20 protein-coding genes are annotated in these 18,981 nt (G+C 55.3%); 12 read left to right on the plus strand and 8 right to left on the minus strand.

All coding sequences use genetic code 11. From position 1 onward, the window contains the following. Window positions 1-13: 13 nt before the first annotated feature. From IEX96_RS00190 to IEX96_RS00200, 3 genes are read right to left on the minus strand one after another with little or no spacing between them, the layout of a single operon-like run. On the minus strand, window positions 14-1,210 hold the full coding sequence (locus IEX96_RS00190) for a mechanosensitive ion channel family protein (RefSeq protein WP_188873271.1): 1,197 nt from the start codon (window positions 1,208-1,210) through the stop codon (window positions 14-16). A 42-nt stretch (window positions 1,211-1,252) separates the two neighbouring features. Next, the gene (locus IEX96_RS00195; RefSeq protein ID WP_150002451.1) at window positions 1,253-1,486 is read right to left on the minus strand and encodes a hypothetical protein; all 234 of its coding nucleotides are present in this window, start codon (window positions 1,484-1,486) and stop codon (window positions 1,253-1,255) included. Continuing rightward, window positions 1,483-2,271: a DUF1499 domain-containing protein gene (locus IEX96_RS00200; RefSeq protein WP_150004559.1), complete on the minus strand. Its 789-nt coding sequence runs from the start codon at window positions 2,269-2,271 to the stop codon at window positions 1,483-1,485. The genes IEX96_RS00195 and IEX96_RS00200 overlap by 4 nt, the downstream gene beginning before the upstream one ends. Before the next feature lie 146 nt (window positions 2,272-2,417). Between IEX96_RS00200 and IEX96_RS00205 the strand changes: the two genes are divergently transcribed. Then, entirely contained in the window at window positions 2,418-2,849 is a 432-nt protein-coding gene (locus tag IEX96_RS00205; RefSeq protein WP_188873272.1) for a CBS domain-containing protein, read from the plus strand. A gap of 97 nt (window positions 2,850-2,946) precedes the next feature. Beyond that, window positions 2,947-4,380 (plus strand): aminotransferase, encoded by a 1,434-nt coding sequence (locus IEX96_RS00210; protein WP_229773421.1) that lies wholly within the window; start codon window positions 2,947-2,949, stop codon window positions 4,378-4,380. A 2-nt stretch (window positions 4,381-4,382) separates the two neighbouring features. On the opposite strand, the gene IEX96_RS00215 is transcribed toward IEX96_RS00210, so the two are convergent. Next, window positions 4,383-5,306, minus strand: a complete 924-nt coding sequence (locus IEX96_RS00215) for a DMT family transporter (RefSeq protein ID WP_188873273.1) — start codon at window positions 5,304-5,306, stop codon at window positions 4,383-4,385. A gap of 136 nt (window positions 5,307-5,442) precedes the next feature. On the opposite strand from IEX96_RS00215, the gene IEX96_RS00220 reads away from it, so the two are divergent. After that, window positions 5,443-6,045: a methyltransferase gene (locus IEX96_RS00220; RefSeq protein ID WP_150004562.1), complete on the plus strand. Its 603-nt coding sequence runs from the start codon at window positions 5,443-5,445 to the stop codon at window positions 6,043-6,045. Between the two features lie 10 nt (window positions 6,046-6,055). On the opposite strand, the gene IEX96_RS00225 is transcribed toward IEX96_RS00220, so the two are convergent. From IEX96_RS00225 to IEX96_RS00235, 3 genes are read right to left on the minus strand one after another with little or no spacing between them, the layout of a single operon-like run. Continuing rightward, a complete protein-coding gene (locus IEX96_RS00225) occupies window positions 6,056-7,042 on the minus strand; it encodes an NAD-dependent epimerase/dehydratase family protein (RefSeq protein ID WP_150004563.1) in 987 nt (328 codons plus the stop codon). Further along, window positions 7,039-8,205 carry an SMP-30/gluconolactonase/LRE family protein gene (locus IEX96_RS00230; protein ID WP_150004564.1) on the minus strand — a complete coding sequence of 389 codons (1,167 nt, stop codon included), beginning with the start codon at window positions 8,203-8,205 and terminating at the stop codon, window positions 7,039-7,041. Before IEX96_RS00230 ends, IEX96_RS00225 begins: the two co-directional genes overlap by 4 nt. 23 nt (window positions 8,206-8,228) lie before the next feature. Beyond that, window positions 8,229-9,335, minus strand: coding sequence for a sulfotransferase family protein (locus IEX96_RS00235; RefSeq protein WP_150004565.1), 1,107 nt, complete (start codon window positions 9,333-9,335; stop codon window positions 8,229-8,231). Window positions 9,336-9,586: 251 nt separating this feature from the next. Between IEX96_RS00235 and IEX96_RS00240 the strand changes: the two genes are divergently transcribed. Then, window positions 9,587-10,201 (plus strand): TIGR02466 family protein, encoded by a 615-nt coding sequence (locus IEX96_RS00240; RefSeq protein WP_188873275.1) that lies wholly within the window; start codon window positions 9,587-9,589, stop codon window positions 10,199-10,201. Window positions 10,202-10,226: 25 nt separating this feature from the next. Here the strand turns inward: IEX96_RS00240 and erpA are convergent, their stop codons facing one another. Next, the gene (gene erpA / locus IEX96_RS00245; RefSeq protein ID WP_150001010.1) at window positions 10,227-10,568 is read right to left on the minus strand and encodes an iron-sulfur cluster insertion protein ErpA; all 342 of its coding nucleotides are present in this window, start codon (window positions 10,566-10,568) and stop codon (window positions 10,227-10,229) included. Between the two features lie 145 nt (window positions 10,569-10,713). Here erpA and IEX96_RS00250 point away from each other — a divergent pair, with 145 nt between their 5' ends. From IEX96_RS00250 to IEX96_RS00285, 8 genes are all read left to right on the plus strand, one after another. Further along, window positions 10,714-11,910: a deoxyguanosinetriphosphate triphosphohydrolase gene (locus IEX96_RS00250; RefSeq protein ID WP_150004567.1), complete on the plus strand. Its 1,197-nt coding sequence runs from the start codon at window positions 10,714-10,716 to the stop codon at window positions 11,908-11,910. After that, a complete protein-coding gene (gene argS, locus IEX96_RS00255; protein WP_188873276.1) occupies window positions 11,907-13,661 on the plus strand; it encodes an arginine--tRNA ligase in 1,755 nt (584 codons plus the stop codon). The genes IEX96_RS00250 and argS overlap by 4 nt, the downstream gene beginning before the upstream one ends. Window positions 13,662-13,677: 16 nt before the next feature. Beyond that, window positions 13,678-14,544 carry an SPOR domain-containing protein gene (locus tag IEX96_RS00260; protein ID WP_229773422.1) on the plus strand — a complete coding sequence of 289 codons (867 nt, stop codon included), beginning with the start codon at window positions 13,678-13,680 and terminating at the stop codon, window positions 14,542-14,544. Continuing rightward, entirely contained in the window at window positions 14,541-15,560 is a 1,020-nt protein-coding gene (gene nagZ / locus IEX96_RS00265) for a beta-N-acetylhexosaminidase (protein WP_229773423.1), read from the plus strand. Before IEX96_RS00260 ends, nagZ begins: the two co-directional genes overlap by 4 nt. Before the next feature lie 72 nt (window positions 15,561-15,632). Continuing rightward, a complete protein-coding gene (locus tag IEX96_RS00270; protein ID WP_229773424.1) occupies window positions 15,633-16,322 on the plus strand; it encodes a site-2 protease family protein in 690 nt (229 codons plus the stop codon). A gap of 5 nt (window positions 16,323-16,327) precedes the next feature. Then, the gene (locus IEX96_RS00275; RefSeq protein WP_188873278.1) at window positions 16,328-17,191 is read left to right on the plus strand and encodes a segregation and condensation protein A; all 864 of its coding nucleotides are present in this window, start codon (window positions 16,328-16,330) and stop codon (window positions 17,189-17,191) included. Further along, on the plus strand, window positions 17,178-17,909 hold the full coding sequence (gene scpB, locus IEX96_RS00280; protein WP_229773425.1) for an SMC-Scp complex subunit ScpB: 732 nt from the start codon (window positions 17,178-17,180) through the stop codon (window positions 17,907-17,909). Before IEX96_RS00275 ends, scpB begins: the two co-directional genes overlap by 14 nt. Continuing rightward, complete coding sequence (locus IEX96_RS00285; RefSeq protein ID WP_150004571.1) at window positions 17,906-18,955, plus strand: ABC transporter ATP-binding protein; 1,050 nt, start codon at window positions 17,906-17,908, stop codon at window positions 18,953-18,955. Before scpB ends, IEX96_RS00285 begins: the two co-directional genes overlap by 4 nt. Window positions 18,956-18,981: the final 26 nt, after the last annotated feature.

Genomic DNA, 18,981 nt, shown 5'->3' on the forward strand with positions numbered 1-18,981 from the left:
GAGCCCGTTTTCTCTATGTTCTGGGGGTATTCGGCGCTGATGCGGGGGCGCTTGCGTCACCGGCATCGGCCTGTTTTTGCAGGCTCAGGGGGAACGGCTCCGGCGCATCGGGCAGCGTTTCCAGATAAAGCGACCGGCTGGGAAAGGCAAAGCCGGTGCCTGCACCCTCAACGATGTCTTTGATCTGCAGAGCCAGTTTTTCTTTGATTGCCAGCCATTCGCCCCAATTGGTGGTGCGGGTGAAGCAATAGAGCAAGATGTCGATGGAACTGTCGGAAAAGGCATCAATGCGCACAAAGGTTGGCACCTCTGGCGGATGGGCAAAGTCGTCATTTTCTAAGATGGCCGCTTCAATGGCGTCGCGGATGGTGCGCAATTGCTCTTTCGTGGTGCGATATTCAACGCCGATGATCCATTTGATGCGGCGGTGGGTCATGCGTTGGAAATTGGTGACCGCATTATCGGACAATTTGGAATTGGGCACGAACACGGGAGCTTTGTCGAACCGCCGGACCATGGTGGTGCGAAAGCCGATATGTTCGACAGTGCCTTCCACAACGCCGTCCACTTGGATCCAATCGCCTGTAAAGAAGCGTTTTTCACCAATTACAAACAGTCCGGCGATCAAATTCTTGAACAGATCCTGTGCACCCAGCGCCACGGCAACACCAAACAGGCCAAGCCCTGCGATGATCGGGCCAACGGCAATGCCCCATAATTCTAAAATTGTGGCGGCCCCCAGTAGGAAAAAAGCGATCTTGGCGGCCTTTACAAGCCATTCGACCATTGCCGAGGTGAGGAAGCCGCGCGGTGCGTTCTTCAACACTGTGCCCATGGGGGTGGCCGCGCGATATAAAATCCAGAACAATGTAAAGGCTACAAGAGAGCGGTTCAGATTGTAAAAGAACGCCGTCATGTCCGCACTCATATCGAGCACGCTTGTGGCAAAGAAAACCCCCATCACCACAGGGATGAACCGTATAGGATCGGTAATGGCTTCGACCACCCGATCATCAATATCGGTTTTCGTGCGCGTGGCAGCTCTCTTGATGGTCGCCAGAACAAAGCGGGTCATCAAATTGCGGAACAGCATGAACAGTGTAAAAATGCCGAGAGCGATCAGGCCGTTGGAAAGAGGTATACCGAAGAGGCCGTTTTTCCAGACATCAACAACAAGCGTCCAGAAATCCTGAAAAGAGGCGATTTCCATTCGGTCCATCCGTAGAGTGTTCAGAAAAAAAAGAGCGGTGATTTAATCTTCGAGTTTGCTTTGCGCCGAAGCATCATGGCCTGAGTGCGACGAATAAAACACCAGATACATCAAAGCGCAACCCAGGATCAGGGTGAAGCCGATCCCCAAGCCCAAAGCGATATAGCCATGCATGCTTAAAGTCACGGCGGTCAATTCGTTCAAAACGATAAAGGTGGTGATGCCCACGGCTGCCAGCAACACACTGAGAATAACAACGGTCATGGCGTTTTTCATGAATCTTGGCCTTGTTGAGAGAGGGTTTCCAAAAAATGTCTCACACGCTTGGCATTGGCGCCCAGATCGCTGATTCCGATGCGGGAGACAGACCGCACGTCCACACGGGACTGTCCCTTTTCCATGCGAATACGCACCACAATATCATCCTTGAAACCAAACCATGAAGTCGTATCCGTGGCTTCCAGCCGCCCATCCGCGACCGAAAAATGGGCAATTTCCCATCCCATCTTTCGGGCAGCTTGCCTAGCGCGCGCCATGGTGTCTTCAACCGAACTGTCCAAAAACAGCGGCGCCAACGTGCCATAGGCTTCCTTGTGATAGATCCGCCAGCGCACATCAGGGGGAACGGCCGCCAGATCTTTGCGCCCCCGATCGGGAACGATCAGCGGGTTTTCAATTCGGGGCGTGATCACAGTGAAGCGCGGCGGATCAATCAAATCTGTTGTAACATCATGGATCGGCACATGGGATGCGGCATCGCGGCGCATCATATAAAGGGCGCTGACCACAATCAGGCACAGCACCAACGCCCCTGAAAGCCGGATCACAGTCCGGCCATTGGCCCGGCTGGTGGCGATAAGAAGGGCGATAAAGCTGACAACACCAAGCCCTGCGGCCAGATAGAAAGCCCGGCGCATGACATCGAAGGCGGTTCTGAAAGGCAAGGCGTCTGCTTTGACCAAAGGCCCCGGAACCAGCATGAGCAACAGCGCAAAAAAGGCGAGAAGCAGGGCGCTGGTTGATGCAATGCCCCAAAATCGTGAGGGTTTATCCGGGGTCATGGCTATTTCTCCAGCAAAATGTCGTTGAATACTTGTCCTTGGTGGGTCGCATCAAGCATACTTATCCCAGCTTTAATCGAAAAGCGAGGTTCTGCCTTTGTTTCATACGGAAACAGGATGCAGGTGGTTTCAAAATGGAGGGAAATATGACGGTAGCGCAGATCCTGAATGAAAAGGGCCGATCGGTTGTCAGTATTTCGCCTGACGAGGCACTATCCGCGGCGATCTCCATTCTTGGTGAAAAGCGTATCGGGGCTTTACTGGTTTTGACCAAAGACGGTGAGATTGCCGGGGTGCTTTCAGAGCGCGATATCGTTCGGGAACTGGCCCGACAAGGGGCAAGCCTGCTGGATCAGCCGGTGTCTGCCATCATGACAGCGAATGTGATCACGACCACCCCCGGCGCTTCCGTTGCTGATCTGATGTCGGTGATGACCGATGGCCGCTTCCGCCATATTCCCGTGGTGGAAAAAGGCAAACTGTGCGGCATGGTGTCGATCGGCGATGTGGTGAAAATGCGTATCGCCGAAGCGGAAATGGAGGCCGATTCCCTGAAAGCCTATATTCAGACGGGCTAATTGTACGGGCGGAGGCAAGGGTAGATGCGACTTTAATATATTATTAGCCATGATAGGGCTTAGTGGACGGTCCGTTTCCTTGAGATGAAAGACTGTTATGACCTCCACCCCGCATGCTTCCGCCTCAAATGCTGCCCGTTCCACCATTGCCGGTTCCGATGATGCGCAAATGGTGCGTCAGCAACTGCGCGATGCGGATCGCTTGCACCATGTCCATTCCTTCACCGACCATTCGGCTTTGCAACAAAATGGCGGGGCGTTCATTGCCGAACGGGGGGAAGGCTCGATGCTGGTGGGGGAGGGCAATATCCGCCTTTTGGATGCCATGGCGGGTCTTGGTTGCGTGAATGTGGGATATGGCCGCAAGGAGATGGCGCAAGCCGCGGCCGATGCCATGCAGGATCTGGCCTATTATCACAGCTTTCAGGCCACCACCAATCCCCATGCCGCAGCCCTTGCCGAAAGAATTGCAAAGGCAGCACCGGGCGCTCTCAACCATGTGTTTTTCGCCAATTCCGGGTCGGAAGCCAATGAAAGCATCCTGAAACTGGTGCGGGCCTATTGGCGTGCCAAAGGGCAGCCGAACCGCCAGCACATCATTGCCCGCGATTATGCCTATCATGGCTCTACCCTGTTCACCACCAGCCTGAATGGCCTTCCCCCCATGCATGAAGCCTTTGGCTTGCCGCTTTCGGGGGTCAGCCATATCGAAGCGCCTTATTGGTACCGTCAGGGCGGCGATCTGGACCCGGAAGCCTATGGGAAAAAAGCCGCTCGATCGCTGAAGGATAAAATTACGGAATTGGGGGCCGATCAGGTGGCGGCGTTCATTGCCGAACCAATTCAGGTGACATCCGGGGTGATTATGCCGCCCGAAAGCTATTGGCCGGAAATTGTCGCCATTTGCAAGCAAGAAGGGATTTTGCTGATCGCCGATGAGGTGGTGACGGGATTTGGCCGCACCGGGCACTGGTTTGCCCAAAACCATTACGGGATCGAGGCGGATTTCATGACCCTCGCCAAGGGCTTGTCTTCAGGTTATATGCCCATTGCGGCCGCGGTGATCAGCGATAAAGTGGCCGAGATGACCTTGCAACAGGGCGGCGCATTTCAGCATGGGTTCACCACGTCAGGTCATCCGGTGGCCTGTGCGGTGGCGCTTAAAAATCTCGATATCATCGTACAAGAAGGGCTGGTGGAGCGGGCTGCAAAAATGGGTGCCGTTTTGCATAGCAAGTTGAACACCGCCATTGGCGACCATCCTTTGGTGGGCGAAGTGCGCGGGATGGGGCTTTTGGCGGGGATCGAACTGGTGCGCGACCGGAAAAGCCGGTCACATTATCCTTTGGAACTGGGCCTGTGCTCCCATGTGGCCAATGCGGCCCTGATGCAGGGGGTGATCGTGCGCGCCACTGGAAATTCTCTGGTGATTTGCCCGCCCTTTATCATCACCGAGGCGGAAATTGATGTGGTGGTGGCGGCATTGGTGGCCGCCCTTGAACAGATTTACGGACAATTGCAAGCCGGCTAAAATCAGGCCACCGGCTTTTCCGGATTGCATAGGGAGTCTGTGGCCATAGGGGCCGGGCGTCTTTTGCGGATCAACATCAGATTGCCCGCCAGAACCAGCCCGACACCGGCCACAGCCAGCGGCGTCCATTGATAATTTTCAAAGATCGTGGAAATGGCCAGAGCCACCAATGGAATGGCAATGGCCACATAAGCCGTGCGGCCCAAGCCCCATGTTTTGAGAAGGGTAAGATAAATCGTGAAGCCCGCCACCGTGCCGAAAACTGTGAGATAGAGAAAAGACACCACATAGCCCACACCAAGGTCCAGCGCCGGTGGTGTTCCCGTTAGCACGGCATAAAGTGCCATCAGGGCGCTGCCATACAACATGGCATAGCCGTTAAAGGCAAAAAGGGGAAAATTTTTGCCCCGTTCGGTGGCCGCCAATGTATTGCCGAAGGAAGCAGACAGCGTGCCCAAAAGGCACAAAACAATGCCGGCAACCAAGCCATCATTGCCGCTGATTTTGGCAAATTCCGGCGCGAAAATCAGCCCGAGGCCGGAAAGCCCGCATAAGGCGCCCACCAGCACTTTCGGTTCGATACGGATCCGTAATAATAGGGCGCCATTCACTTGATTGGCCAGCGACATCATGGAGAAAATCACTGCCACAAGGCCAGAGGTCAGATAGCTGGTGCCCCAATATAAAAGCACATAATTGAGACAGAATAACAAGGCCCCAAGCCCTGCGAATACGGCATGGTCGGACCATGAAAAGCGCAAACGGCGGCGGGTGATGATACACCAGCCAAGCAACAAAATGGCGGCGAGAAAAAAGCGATAGGCCACCGACCATTCAATGGGTACGATGCCAAACTGGAATTTGATGGCATACCATGTAGACCCCCAGATCAGTACGCATATAATGAACAATACAGCGTTCAGCATAACAGGCTCCAAATGGGGAATGGCAATGCTCGCTCTTAACAGCCGCATTGTTTGTGCGCCACAAACAAATGCCTATGGCACGCGAAAGCATATCTTTTGGATGGTGCGAAAGAGCATATAATTTGGGCATTTTTTTATGACCAGCGATCTTCATCGTGCCCGGCTTCAAATCATCTTGGATGCGATCCGCAAAATGAAACCGCGATCCGTGATGGATTTGGGCTGCGGCGATGGGGCCTTGCTTCTGGATCTGGTGAAAGACCGGTCTATCGAGCGGATTATCGGTATCGACCAGTCCAGAGCCGCGATTGAAGCCTTAAGGCACCGGCTTGCGGCTTTTGATGCCGATTTGCGAGAGCGGGTGACCATAAGGCTTGGCTCAATGATCGAGCCGCAAGAGCATGACCGGCAGATCGATTTGGCGGTGATGTGCGAAACCATCGAACATATCGCGCCTTCGGATCTATCGCGGCTGGAAAAAGCGGTGTTTATCCAGCTTATGCCCGCAACCATCCTGATCAGCACACCCAATCGGGAGTTCAATGATCTTTTAGGGGTGCCGTCGCACCGTTTTCGCCATCCCGATCATCGTTTCGAATGGGATCGCTCCGAATTTTGCGCTTGGGCATCGAGGGTGGCCGGACGGTGCGGCTATGATGTGGATATGTCCGATCTTGGAGGGGCGCATCCGCTTTTGGGGGGCCCGTCGCAAATGGCAGTCTTTCGCAAAGCTGCCTGAAGTCTATGCCCTATGAGTGGCCCAGAATGGCTTTTGCAGTGCGGGTGATGGCCTCTTTTGCGGGCATCGGGGCCCAATCCAGAATGGTTTGTGCCTGCTTGATATCAAAGCGTCTGGGGTGTTTTGCCACCTTCACCGCTTCCACAGAGGCTGCCGGCGCTTTTCCGGTGACGCGCGCGGTCCAGTCTCCGCTTTGTCCCGCCAATGAAGCCACCCACCAGGGGATGGATATGCGCGGCATGGCTTTGTTGCTGATGTGATGCAGAATGGCCAGAAGATCCTGAAACTCAATGGTTTCGCCTGCCAGAATAAACCGGCTATTGGCCGGCGCTTTTTCGGCGGCAATCCGGTGCGCCTGCGCGGTTTGCGCCACATCGATCAGATTGAGCGCCGTTTTCAAATAGGCTGGCGGCGGGTTGAAAAGAAACCCTTTGAGCATTTCTGTGGGTTCGGTGATGAAGCCATTGGGCGAGCCAATGGGAACGGTGGGATAAAGGATCACCACCTCCAGCCCATCCCCCATGGCGCGGCGCAGGGCTTCATCGGCGTGCCATTTGGACCGGCTATAGGGGCCAGCCATCCCCTGAAGCGCGGGTTTCGGGTCTGTTTCGGCAATGGGGCTGGGGTCGCGATCGCGCCAATCGCGCAGGATCAACGCGGTGGAGGTGGCTACCAAGCGGCGCACTCCGGCTTTTTTTGCGGCCATGATTACCCGTTTGGTGCCTTGGTGATTGATGGCATCAAATATGGCCGGATCGCGCGCCCATAGCCGTGCATTGGCGGCCAGATGAAACACCTGATTGCGCCCTGCCATGGCTTTTTCCAGGGCGGCATCGTCCAGAATAGAGCCTTGGTGGCATATAACACCCGCAGGAAGAGCTTGCGGCGTGGCATAAGGGTCCAGCACATGCACATCATAGCCTGAACCGATAAGCTGGCGAACCAAATGGCTGCCGATAAAGCCTGCCCCGCCGGTAACAAGTACAGATCGGCTCATTGTGCTTGCTCTTGTGTTGTTGCATCTAGATCAATGTGGCACAGGGCAAGGCCCGGTGCGAAGGCCGATCCAAGGATCAGATATGGACCGCTTTGGGCGGCAACGGTGGCTCCGGGCAGAATATCCCCCTTTAAATCGAGGATTTTCGCCCAGGAAAAGGATCCATTCTCGGGATCGCGCCACAGGCGGTAGACCTGCCCGTCGGGGGTTCTGTTGCGGCCGAAGCGGCTTTTGAACAACGCATAGTCCGACAGATCGGGGATGGCGGCGATATAAGCGGCACCATCGGCGCCAAGGGTGATATTGTCCGGCGCAGCCTCAAGATATATGTCGGCTTGTACCGGCCCCAATTGGCCGCTTTTTGTATCCATTATGGAAAAGGCGCGGATGGATTTGCGGCGGGTTTCGGCCACAAGAAGGATGGGGGCGGAAGGGGTGTCGGAGGCGCGCTCGCTATGGGTGGATGCATGACCGTCCAGAATTTCAAGGCCGTTGGTGAAATACAGCCCTTCGGATACTGGATAGCTGGCGCTTTTGTGCTGGAAAAAGACTGTGCCGCGGGCCAGCCCGAAAATATTTTCCACCGCCCGTCCCACGGCCCAGCAAGACGCCCGATCATTGGACACATAAAGCCCTTCCCCCAGACCGACCATATTATTGGCGTTGCATAAGGGCTGGGCATTTTCCATATGGCGGGCCAGACCGATCCTTTGCCCGTTTTCGGTCAATGTCAAAGCCAGAAGACGCGGATTTTGCCCCATGGCATGGGGAAAACGGTCGATGGTGTAAAGTCGGCGGGTGCCGTCTTCCCCGATGGTCAGGTCAAGGCCATGCGGGCGTATGGGGCGGTTGTCGGGCAAGGGCAGGGGGTGGGCGATCAGGCGGTTCGGTTGATTGGAAAGATCCGCCATCTCCAGCATCAGCACGCCGCCGGGGAAAATATTGGCGGGTGGTGTGTTCACCAGCGCCGTGCGCCGGTCATAGGCGGCCAGATAAATCCGCCCCGATGCGTGATCGATCTCCATATCCTCGATACCGGTAACCGTGCGGCCTTGCGTGTCTTCCACATCCACACTGCGGCAATTGGAAACGGTTATGGGAGAGGAGGGCGCGGGCGACCTGTTGTCTTTACAGGCGGAGATCATCAGTCCCATCAGCACCATGCATGCAAGGCGCCCTGCCATCATTAGATTTGGTCCTCATAACCCCAATGGCGGATAAATTCTCCCCAATGGGTTGCCACTTTTTCCTTCGCTTCATCGGATGCTGTAAAGCTGTTTTTGCGGTAATCGCGCACGCTTTCCAGATATCCTTCGAACACCGGACGGTCGGCATCCAGATCGGGCAGATCCAAAAGATCATAGATGCGCTCGATCTGGGCCATGGGATCGCTTTGGAAATTGTCAAAGCTGAGTTCCACAAACTGGTTTTTGGCCAGATCTTTGGTTTCGGCGCGCAGATTGCCCATCATGCGGGCATAGGTTTCCAGCACCACCCGATCAATATCCACATGCGACCAATCTTGCAGGGCAAATTGCGCAAACAAGGCCGTGTAGAAATTGCGCATGGACAAAAATACCTTCACCGGATTGCGGTGAATATGAATGAATTTCGCATCGGGCCACATGGTGCGCAGCATGGCGGGTCGGGCCGTATAGACCGGATTTTTGATCAGCAAGCGCCGCCCCGGCTGGGCAAGGGCCAATTTGTCGTACAAATAGCGCAAATCGCGCTGCCATTGCGCGATGTCTGTGGCGTTGGTGTGATCGAAAAACACCCCGCGTTGGAAATAGTGGTCGAATTGCTTGGGGAAATACAGCCCGTGGTAAAAAGACAAGGGGGTCATATTGGCAAGGGCGATTTCATCTTCTTGCGGCGAATCCGCATTGACCTGCACCTTGTCGATATAGCGATGTTCGGGCAGCTTTTTCGTCAAAAGCGGTGCCAGCGCCCGGCCCAGAAGCAGAAAATCCCAAGGCAAGGCGGTGGCGAAAGGCGAAACATAGCCAAAGCGATCGGATTTGGAGAGCACATTATAAAGATGTGTGGTGCCGGACCGCCAATGGCCAAGGATGAAGATAGGAGCCGGTGCCTTTTTGGCCTGATGCCGTTTCACCGCCACATAAGCCCGTTCCACAAGGGAAAAAGGCAACCGCCCAAGGGCGGCACCAAAAGCGCCGCGCATATGTTGGCGACGGTCCGGGGAAAGCCCATCGGCTTTGCGCCATACAGACCACAAAGTGGCAAGGTTTGCGCCATAAAGCGGATGGGACGTATCGGCCTTTTGGGACATGAAATGGAGATCCAGCCTTGTCTGACAGTAAGAATGTGCGTTTGATCGCCCTTTGCCGGGAAGAATGTCAAGCATCACGCATGGGAGATTGCGAAAACCATGCGCACATTCCGGTGAAAAGAAAACCGGCGGGGCTGTTTTTCCGGTCCTTGTCCGCTCTGTCCCTTGCCAGAGCGGATGGCAACGGATTATGAAGATTTGAGACGCAATTAGTATAAGTATTTCAACCGCTGCACGAAAGGACTTGGCCTGTGACCCAGCCACAAAAACCGAAAGGCGAGGTACGCCCCATTTTCCCGGCAGGCGCGGTGGTTCGATATGAGAACCCGGATCATAAGGATGTGCGCATCGATGATCTGCACTTTGAGCAGAATTATGGCTCAACCACCCAATCCACCAGCCAGGATCGCAATATCTTGAAGGAAGACCGATTCAAGGCTTTGGGAAAGCATCTGGAATCTTGCGTGAAAGATTATCTCGATAATGTTTATTGCTATGATTATGAGAAATTCGCCATCGTCCACGCATGGGTGAACCGTGCACCGGAAGGCGGCTTCCAACGCATGCATTTTCACGGCAATTCGGTGGTGAGCGGCGTTTATTATCTAAAGGCAGACCGCAAACAAAGCGCGCCCTTGATGTTTGAAAAGCCCGAAATCAACACATCGCCCTATCTGGCCATTACAACAAAGCAGCAAACCATTTTTACTGCCAACCGCATTGCCTATCCATCTGAAACGGGGTTGTGCTATCTGTTTCCCAGCCAGATCCGGCACGGCTATGAAACACCCACCCAAGGCGGCGAACGCATCAGCCTTGCGTTCAATGTGATGCTGTCTGGTGTGGGGTCGTTTTACCGGATCTGAAGGGCGCGTTTAGCCAAATCGGTGCTTATACAGAAAAGGAAGATCCACAACCGCATGAGGATTGTGCGTTGGGGTTCTTCACCTGAAATGATGCACCGATCAGATCTTCCACATAATCAATTTCGGATCCAAGCACATAGAGAAGCGACATATCGTCCACCAGCACCTTCACGCCATGTTGGTTCGATGCGATGTCACTGGGCTCTTCTTCACGCGATAGATCGAATTTATAGCTGAATCCTGAACAGCCGCCGCCGGAAACCGAGACGCGAAAAGCAAGATCGTCCCCACCTTCGGCGGCGATCAGGTTTTTCAGCCGGTTGGCGGCTTTTTCGGTCAGCTTTACAGGAGGTGGCGCTTCAGCCATATCATGGTTTCCTAAACACGGTCGCGGATTCGAGCTTAGATTTAGGAACTTTACGATCGGTGTCAATGCGCTGTTCGCATTGCACAGGGCGTAAAGAGCCGATACATATGCCAAAATGGACCATAAAATTGATTTAGCGCCGCATATGGCGATGGAAACGCTGCTGGCACCTTGGGCCTCCAAGAGCAACGAGAGTCGCGGGCGTTTGATTTTTGAACCGGAAAGCGCCACCCGAACGGTATTTCAGCGCGATCGGGATCGGATCATTCATTCCAGCACTTTTCGCCGGTTGAAGCATAAAACCCAAGTCTTCGTGTATCATGAAGGCGATCATTATCGCACGCGCCTCACCCACAGTATCGAGGTGTCGCAGATTGCCCGGGCGCTGGCCCGTTCCTTGCGTTTGAACGAGGATCTGGCAGAAGCGCTGGCACTGGCCCATGATCTGGGCCATCCGCCCTTCGGCCATGCAGGCGAAGCGGCTCTGGATCGGGCGATGCAGCCTTATGGCGGATTCGATCATAATGCCCAAACGATCCGGCTGGTAACGGCGCTGGAACATCCTTATGCGGGGTTCACCGGCCTTAATCTTTGTTGGGAAACGCTTGAAGGCCTGGCAAAACACAATGGCCCCCTTGTGGAAGCTCCCATTGATTCGCAAAACCCGCCCGATAGTCTGGCTTTCGGGTTGAAGGAATATTTGCGGCTGAATGATCTGGAGCTGCACACATGGCCCAGTGCCGAAGCGCAGGTGGCGGCCATTGCCGATGATGTGGCCTATAACAATCACGATATTGATGATGGCCTGCGGGCCGGGTTGTTTTCTTTGGAGGCATTGGCCGAGGTGCCACTGGTGCAGGATGCATTGGATGCGGTGGATGCCAAATTCCCCGACATTCCCCAAGATGTGCGTATCCATGAATTGGTGCGGCGGCTGATTGGCAGGATGACCGATGATATTTTGACACATTCCCGGCAGTTGATCGCCGATCTGGACCCTGTTTCGGTGGATGATATCCGCGCAGCTGATCATGCAGTCATATGCTTTTCTCCTGCCATGAAAGCCGATGTGGATGTGTTGCGGAACTTTTTGTTCACCAATATGTACCGCCATCGCTTTGTGCGCCGCATGACCGGCAAGGCAAAAAGGGTAGTGCATGATCTGTTCACCCTGTATATGAGCGAGCCAGAGCTGTTGCCGCCCTTCTGGGCCAAGATCGCAACCGGCCCGGAAACCACAGAAACCGCCCGCGCAGTGGCTGATTTCATCGGCGGTATGACAGACCGTTTCGCCCTGCGTGACCACGAAAAACTTTTCAGTATATCGGCAAGCCCCAAATGAACGTCTTTGCACATTTCAAAACCCTTCTGGATGCGGCCATCAAAAGCGCACAGGCTGATGGCGCCTTGCCCAGCGGCCTTGATCTTCATGCCGTAACCGTAGAGCCGCCACGGGACCCTGCGCATGGCGATGTGGCCAGCAATGCGGCTTTGGTTCTGGCAAAACCTGCCGGTAAAAACCCCCGTGCCATTGCCGAAGATCTGGCGGCACGGCTGCGGGAAAACGACGATGTTGTGGCCGCAGAGATTGCCGGTCCGGGCTTTATCAATTTGCGTTTTGCCGATGATTTCTGGTTGGCCCGTATTCCCGATGTGCTGAAAGAAGGCGTTGGATATGGGGCAGGGGTGGCCATTGAAGGGCAAAAAGTAAATGTGGAATATGTGTCGGCCAATCCGACGGGGCCGATGCATGTGGGGCATGTGCGCGGCGCTGTTGTGGGCGATGCGCTGGCCAATCTCTTGGAAAAGGCCGGATATGCGGTCACACGGGAATATTATATCAATGATGCGGGGGCCCAGATCGATGTGCTGGCCCGCTCGGTTTATCGGCGCTATTGCGAAGCGCGGGGCCGCGATATGGGGGCCATTCCCGAAGGTCTTTATCCCGGCGATTATCTGATCGGCGTTGGCGAAAAACTGGCAGATATCCATGGCGATGCTTGGCTGGATCAGCCGGAAGATGTGTGGATGCAGCCGATTCGTGACTTTGCCACCGAAGCCATGATGGACATGATCCGTGATGATCTGGCTGCCCTTGGCATCCGCCATGAGGTGTTTTTCTCCGAGCGCAGCCTGCATCAATCGGGCCGGGTGGAAGAAACACTCAACTGGCTGGAAAAAGAAGGCTTTGTTTATGAAGGCGTTCTAGAGCCACCCAAAGGCAAAACGCCTCAGGATTGGGAACCGCGCCCGCAAACCCTGTTTCGGGCCAGCCAATTTGGCGATGATGTGGACCGGCCTTTGAAAAAATCCGATGGCAGCTATACCTATTTCGCCGCCGATATCGCCTATCATTATGATAAGTTCGTCCGGGGCTTCAACCATATGGTGCTGGTTCTGGGGGCCGATCATGCGGGCTATGCCAAGCGCATGGAAGCGGCGGTGAAGGCCATATCGGGCGGCAAAGCATTTTACGATGTGCGGTTTTGCCAGCTTGTGCGCCTGTTCCGTGGCGGGGAGCCGGTAAAAATGTCGAAACGCGCTGGTACCTTCATCACTTTGCGCGAAGTGGTGGATGAAGTGGGGGCGGGGGCCGTGCGCTTCATGATGTTGATGCGCAAGAATGACGCCACATTGGATTTCGATTTTGCCAAGGTGAAAGAACAGTCGCGCGATAATGCGGTGTTTTATGTGCAATATGCCCATGCGCGGGTGCAATCGGCGGTGCGTAAGGCTTGCGAAGCCTTTCCCGATATGGCGACAGAAGATGCAGCCCTTTTGGATGCGGATTTGAGCTTGTTGAAAACAGAGTCGGAAATTGCCTTGATCAAGCGGGTGGCGGCTTGGCCACGGCTTGTGGAAACGGCAGCCATTGCCCATGAACCGCATCGCGTGGCATTTTATCTCTATGACTTGGCGTCCGAGTTTCACAGTCTCTATAATCAGGGCAATGATCGCCCGGAGCGTCGGTTTATTATTGAAGGGAATGAATCCCTGACCCGGGCGCGGGTGGCCTTGATCCGCACGGTTGCGGTGGTCCTTGCGTCGGGATTGGCGGTTCTAGGTGTGGAGCCACTCGACGAGATGCATTGAAACCTTTGGGGAAGGGATGGGCGAAGGCCCTTGGAAAATTATGGTCAATGACAATGACGCGCAAGATGATGGCGAAACGCCTCCGTGGCTTCAGCCGGTGGATGAAGATGCCGCGGGCGTAAAGGACGAACCAAGCCTTTTTCCGCGTGTTCTGATCGCCGGAATTTCGGTGGCGGTGGTGGTGCTGTTCGCGGCATTGATCTGGATGATCTATTCTCAAGGCGAAGGCGGCGGCGAACCGATTCTGGTAAAAGCTCCTGAAGGCCCGACGAAAATAGAGCCCGAAGATCGCGGCGGCATGGATGTGCCCCATAAAGACAAGCTGGTGTTCAACCGGGTATCTGGTGAGCGTTCCGATGCCGATGAACAGCTTCGCCCCATTGCGGAAACGCCTTTGGAACGCCCCGATGTGCCGTCTTTGGAAGCGCGGATCGAGGAAAGCGCCGAGCCTGTGGCATCGGGCGTGAAAGATATTGTGGCAGCAGTATCGGGCGATCGGGATAAAGATGACGGCGCGAAAGCCGCTGTTGCCGATATGAAGGCGAACGAGCCGGATATGGCAGAAAAGGATGCTGAAAAAGACAGTGCTGCATCAAAGCCGTCCAAAGAAAAAGCAGCTGCAGGATTGCCCAGAGATCAATGGGCTATCCAAGTGGCCGCTTATCGCCAGAAACATTATGCGCAGACATGGATGATCAAGACGAAATTCGAACATAAAGAGGTTTTCGGCGATCTGACGTCGGAGCTTGTCGAAACCAAGCGGGACATGGCGACATATTATCGGGTGCGTTTTGGTTCTTTCCCTGATCGTGCTGCCGCCCTTGCAAAATGCGACGAAGTCAAGAAACTGGATTTGAATTGCATCGTGGTGGCCCCGGAGTGAGCAAAGCAAAACCCATAATTCTCGGCGTAAGCGGGTTGGAACTGACGGCAGATGAAGCTGCCTTATGTGCCGCTGAACGCCCTGCCGGGCTTATTCTGTTTCGGCGCAATTGCGAAACACCCGATCAGCTTCAGGGTTTGATCGGGGCGTTCCGGGATGCGGTAGGCGATGCGGATGCGCTGGTTTTGGTGGATCAGGAAGGCGGGCGCGTAGCCCGCTTGCAACCGCCTCATTGGCGTGAATTTCCGCCTGCGGCTCTTTATGGGCGCATTGCCCAGGAAGATTTCATAGAGGCGGCTGCGGCGCTTCAACTGGCGACAACTCTGCAAGCATGCGAATTGCGCCGCCTAGGGATTACTGTGAATTGCGCGCCGGTGTTGGATCTCTTTTATCCCCAAGGCCATGACATCATCGGCGATCGGGCTTTTTCCGCTGATCCGGATGTGGTGTCCCGCTTGGGTCGGGTGGCGGTGGATGCAATGATCAGTGCTGGCGTGTTGCCTGTGATCAAGCACATCCCCGGTCACGGACGCGCCACGATGGACAGCCATTTGGAATTGCCGCGTATCGATGCGGACGTGCGCAGTTTGTGTGAAACGGATTTCGTTCCCTTTAAAGCCCTGGCCGATGCCCCGTTCGCCATGACCGCCCATATTGTCTATGACGCCATTGATCCGGCATTGCCTGCCACCCTTTCGAGCAAGATGATCGAAGATGTCATTCGTGGCGATATCGGTTTTGATGGCGTGTTGCTATCGGACGATATCACCATGAAAGCATTGGACGGCTCGATGGCTGAACGGGCGTCGCGGGCTTTGGCTGCGGGTTGCGATCTGGTGTTGCATTGTTCGGGTGATTTTGATCAGGCCCGCACGGTTCTCGAGGCCACCGAGATAATGAACGCCGATCTTGCGGATTGTCTGTCGCAGTCACTGTCTTTGATTGCCAATCCTGCCCCTGCCGATCTTGATAATGCCAGTGCGCGCTTGTCGCAATTGATCGGCGCCTGGGTGTAACGCAGAGAGGCGGGGCGTAAATCGCTGAATAACCGGGGCTTTCCCGCACCGGATGTGGAGTATAGTGACGCGATGATGTCAGGATTGGGCGAAACAATAGCGCAGATCGCGGTTTGGGCGCTGCCGGTGCTCCTTGCGGTGACATTGCATGAAGCGGCCCATGGATATGTGGCGTGGATCCGGGGCGATGATACCGCCAAAAAGGCAGGGCGCCTGTCTTTGAACCCGATGGTGCATATCGATCCTTTTGGCACCATTGTGCTGCCTTTATTGTTGATTGTGTTGACCGGTTTTGCCTTTGGCTATGCAAAGCCCGTTCCTGTGGATGTGCGGCGGTTGCATAATCCCCGCCGTGACATGATTCTGGTGGCGCTGGCGGGGCCGGGAACAAATCTGGCTCTGGCTTTTCTCGGGGCGGGCTTGCTGCCTTTTGCTGTGGCGATTGGCGGTGGCTTTGGCAATTGGGCCGTGCAAATGCTGCATGTGATGGTGTTTTTCAATTGCCTGATTGCGATTTTCAATATGCTGCCCATTCCGCCCCTTGATGGCGGACGCGTGGCTGTGGGCCTGCTGCCTTATGATCTGGCGCGTCCCTATGCCAAACTTGAGCGCTATGGCTTTTTTATTGTGATAGGCGGGTTGTTTTTGCTGCCCATGCTTTCGCGGGAATTGGGGCTGGGGTTCGATCCGGCGCGCAGCTTGTTATTGGTGCCCAGCCAATGGCTTTATGACGGTATTCTGTCGGTATTACGGTTGGGGTAAAGGCCATGACGGCGCAACCGGATGAAGGGCAGCAGCATAATCTGGACGGGTTCGACGGACCATCCGATGCAGCCCTTGCCCGCCAGAACTCTGCGACTGCGCCCGATGCCCTGATTCTGGATGTGGAAGGGTTTGAAGGCCCGCTGGACGTGCTTTTGATGTTGGCCCGCAGCCAAAAAGTGGATCTGGAAAAAATCTCGATCCGGGCCTTGGTGGAGCAATATCTGGCCTTTATCGCCGAAGCGCGGAAATTGCGGCTTGAATTGGCGGCGGATTATCTGGTGATGGCGGCGTGGCTGGCCTATTTGAAATCGCGGCTTTTATTGCCCAGACAAGACGATGCGGAAGAACCCAGCGCCGAAGAATTGGCCTTGCGCCTACAGGTGCGTCTGCAAAGGCTTGAGGCCATGCGGGAAGCGGGGGCCGCCTTGATGGCGCGGGATAGATTGGGCCGCGATGTATTTACCCATGGTGCGCCGGAAGGTCTGGCGGTGGATTATCATGCGGTTTATGACACCAGCCTTTATGATCTCTTGCGTGCTTATGCGGATATTCGGGTGCGGGGGTCTGTGACCTCGATGCACATCGCCAAGCGGCCGGTCTATGCGCTGGACGAGGCCGTAAGGCGCTTGAATGATCTGGTGGGCGGCGCGTTCAACTGGACGCAATTGCGCGATTTCTTACCCACCCATCTGGATGATCCGCGGATGCGCCGGTCGGCTCTGGCCAGTATGTTTGTGGCCAGTCTGGAATTGGCACGCACCGGGCGTGCAGATATTCGGCAAATGGTTGCCTATGGGCCACTTTATGTCCGGCGGCGTGATGATGCGGGCTATGACAGCATGGAAAGCGATAATGATGAGCGGTGAAGAGGCCAATGCCACCGATGGGCCTGAAGATGTCCATGTAAATCATGTGCGGATGGTGGAGGCCATTTTGTTTGCGGCGGACCATCCCATGACGCTTTCCGATATTGCGGCCTTGATACCGGAAGAGGTTGATGCTGCAAAGGCGGTGGCCTTGCTTGAACAGAGCTATAAGCATCGCGGTATCGTGTTGGCATCGGTCGGGGGCGGATATCAATTTCGCACCGCAACGGATTTGTCTTTCTTGTTGCGTCGGGAAAAGGACGACCCACGTAAATTGTCGCGGGCTGCGGTGGAAACCCTTGCCATCATCGCTTATCACCAGCCGGTGACTCGCGGCGAGATCGAGGATATTCGCGGGGTCGGTTTGTCCCGCGGGACTTTGGATGTGCTGATGGAAGCGGGATGGGTGAAACCCCGCGGGCGTAAGCGTTCGCCGGGGCGTCCTTTGATGTTTGGCACCACAGACAGCTTTTTGGCCCATTTCGGACTTGAGAGTCTGGATGCGCTGCCCGGCCTTGCGGATCTTAAGGCCGCCGGCCTTCTTGATACGGTGGATGAGGCCCTGGACAAGATGGAGAGCGAAACCGTGCGGGCGCAAGAAGACAATGAAGATGAAGCGCAGATCGATCTTGAAGAGGCCATTGCCCTGTCATTGGAACGCGATGTGGCGGATTCGGGGATGGAACCGACATTGCCCTTTGATGAGGAGCAGTCATGAGCGGTGCGCTGGATCTTCAGGATGTGCAGTTCGCCTATGATGGGGACGATGTGGTGCGCGGCGTTTCCCTTACGGTGGCACCGGGAGAGATTGTCTGTCTGCTTGGTCCTTCGGGCTGTGGGAAAACAACCTGCCTTCGGATAGCGGCAGGGCTGGAACGGTTGACGCGGGGCACGGTGCGTGTCGGCGGGCGGCAGGTGGCTTCCAAAGATGTGCATGTGCCCCCCGAACAGCGCCGTGTTGGCCTTGTGCTGCAGGATTTTGCGTTATTCCCCCATCTGACGGTGGCGCAAAATGTCGCCTTTGGTGTGCAGAACCGCGATAAAAGCACGCGGGACCAACAGATTCTGGATCTTCTGGATCAAGTGGATCTGAAAGCCTATGCCGATGCCTGGCCGCATCAGCTTTCCGGCGGCCAGCAACAAAGGGTGGCGCTGGCCCGCGCCTTGGCGCCCGAACCCTATGTGATGTTGATGGATGAGCCTTTCTCCGGTCTGGATGTGACCTTGCGCGCCGATGTGCGGCAAAGGGCCGTGGCTGTTTTGAAAAGCCGGGCGGTTCCCACGCTGATCGTTACCCATGATCCCGATGAGGCATTGGCCGTGGCGGACCGCATCATCATCATGCGGGACGGGCGGGTTTTACAGGCGGGAACCCCCGAAGAGGTGTATCTCAATCCCGTGGACCCTTTTGTCATGACCTTTTTCGGCGCCCCGAATCATTTGATGGGATCGGTGCAGAATGGCAAGGTGGCCACGCTTTTTGGGCCGATTTCCGCGTCTCCCTCTCTTGAAGGCGAAAATGTTGCTATTTATTTCAGAGGCACGGCATTAACCCTTGCAAAACCGGGTGATGGGGTTCCTATGCGGGTGGAAGATGCCCGGCTTTTGGGGCCGGTCCAACGGCTCATTTTAACCTCTGAAGGGCTGGATACGCCATTAATCATGGAACAGCCCCGCCGACATGCGGTAAAGATTGGAGAGATGGTTGCTGTCTGTGCGACTTTGGATGAATTTCATATGTTCAGCGCAAACACTCATGGGTAGAAAAACCTTATCGCGGTTAAATCAAT

It is taken from the genome of Iodidimonas muriae (genome assembly GCF_014647255.1).
GTDB lineage: Bacteria > Pseudomonadota > Alphaproteobacteria > Sphingomonadales > Rhodothalassiaceae > Iodidimonas > Iodidimonas muriae.

Excerpts from the sequence above, each read along its gene's own strand:
- IEX96_RS00190 (WP_188873271.1), bottom strand. The coding sequence starts at position 1,210 with ATGGAAATCGCCTCTTTTCAGGATTTCTGGACGCTTGTTGTTGATGTC.
- IEX96_RS00195 (WP_150002451.1), bottom strand. The coding sequence starts at position 1,486 with ATGAAAAACGCCATGACCGTTGTTATTCTCAGTGTGTTGCTGGCAGCC.
- IEX96_RS00200 (WP_150004559.1), bottom strand. The coding sequence starts at position 2,271 with ATGACCCCGGATAAACCCTCACGATTTTGGGGCATTGCATCAACCAGC.
- IEX96_RS00205 (WP_188873272.1), top strand. The coding sequence starts at position 2,418 with ATGACGGTAGCGCAGATCCTGAATGAAAAGGGCCGATCGGTTGTCAGT.
- IEX96_RS00210 (WP_229773421.1), top strand. The coding sequence starts at position 2,947 with ATGACCTCCACCCCGCATGCTTCCGCCTCAAATGCTGCCCGTTCCACC.
- IEX96_RS00215 (WP_188873273.1), bottom strand. The coding sequence starts at position 5,306 with ATGCTGAACGCTGTATTGTTCATTATATGCGTACTGATCTGGGGGTCT.
- IEX96_RS00220 (WP_150004562.1), top strand. The coding sequence starts at position 5,443 with ATGACCAGCGATCTTCATCGTGCCCGGCTTCAAATCATCTTGGATGCG.
- IEX96_RS00225 (WP_150004563.1), bottom strand. The coding sequence starts at position 7,042 with ATGAGCCGATCTGTACTTGTTACCGGCGGGGCAGGCTTTATCGGCAGC.
- IEX96_RS00230 (WP_150004564.1), bottom strand. The coding sequence starts at position 8,205 with ATGGTGCTGATGGGACTGATGATCTCCGCCTGTAAAGACAACAGGTCG.
- IEX96_RS00235 (WP_150004565.1), bottom strand. The coding sequence starts at position 9,335 with ATGTCCCAAAAGGCCGATACGTCCCATCCGCTTTATGGCGCAAACCTT.
- erpA (WP_150001010.1), bottom strand. The coding sequence starts at position 10,568 with ATGGCTGAAGCGCCACCTCCTGTAAAGCTGACCGAAAAAGCCGCCAAC.
- IEX96_RS00250 (WP_150004567.1), top strand. The coding sequence starts at position 10,714 with ATGGCGATGGAAACGCTGCTGGCACCTTGGGCCTCCAAGAGCAACGAG.
- argS (WP_188873276.1), top strand. The coding sequence starts at position 11,907 with ATGAACGTCTTTGCACATTTCAAAACCCTTCTGGATGCGGCCATCAAA.
- IEX96_RS00260 (WP_229773422.1), top strand. The coding sequence starts at position 13,678 with ATGGGCGAAGGCCCTTGGAAAATTATGGTCAATGACAATGACGCGCAA.
- IEX96_RS00270 (WP_229773424.1), top strand. The coding sequence starts at position 15,633 with ATGATGTCAGGATTGGGCGAAACAATAGCGCAGATCGCGGTTTGGGCG.
- IEX96_RS00275 (WP_188873278.1), top strand. The coding sequence starts at position 16,328 with ATGACGGCGCAACCGGATGAAGGGCAGCAGCATAATCTGGACGGGTTC.
- scpB (WP_229773425.1), top strand. The coding sequence starts at position 17,178 with ATGATGAGCGGTGAAGAGGCCAATGCCACCGATGGGCCTGAAGATGTC.
- IEX96_RS00285 (WP_150004571.1), top strand. The coding sequence starts at position 17,906 with ATGAGCGGTGCGCTGGATCTTCAGGATGTGCAGTTCGCCTATGATGGG.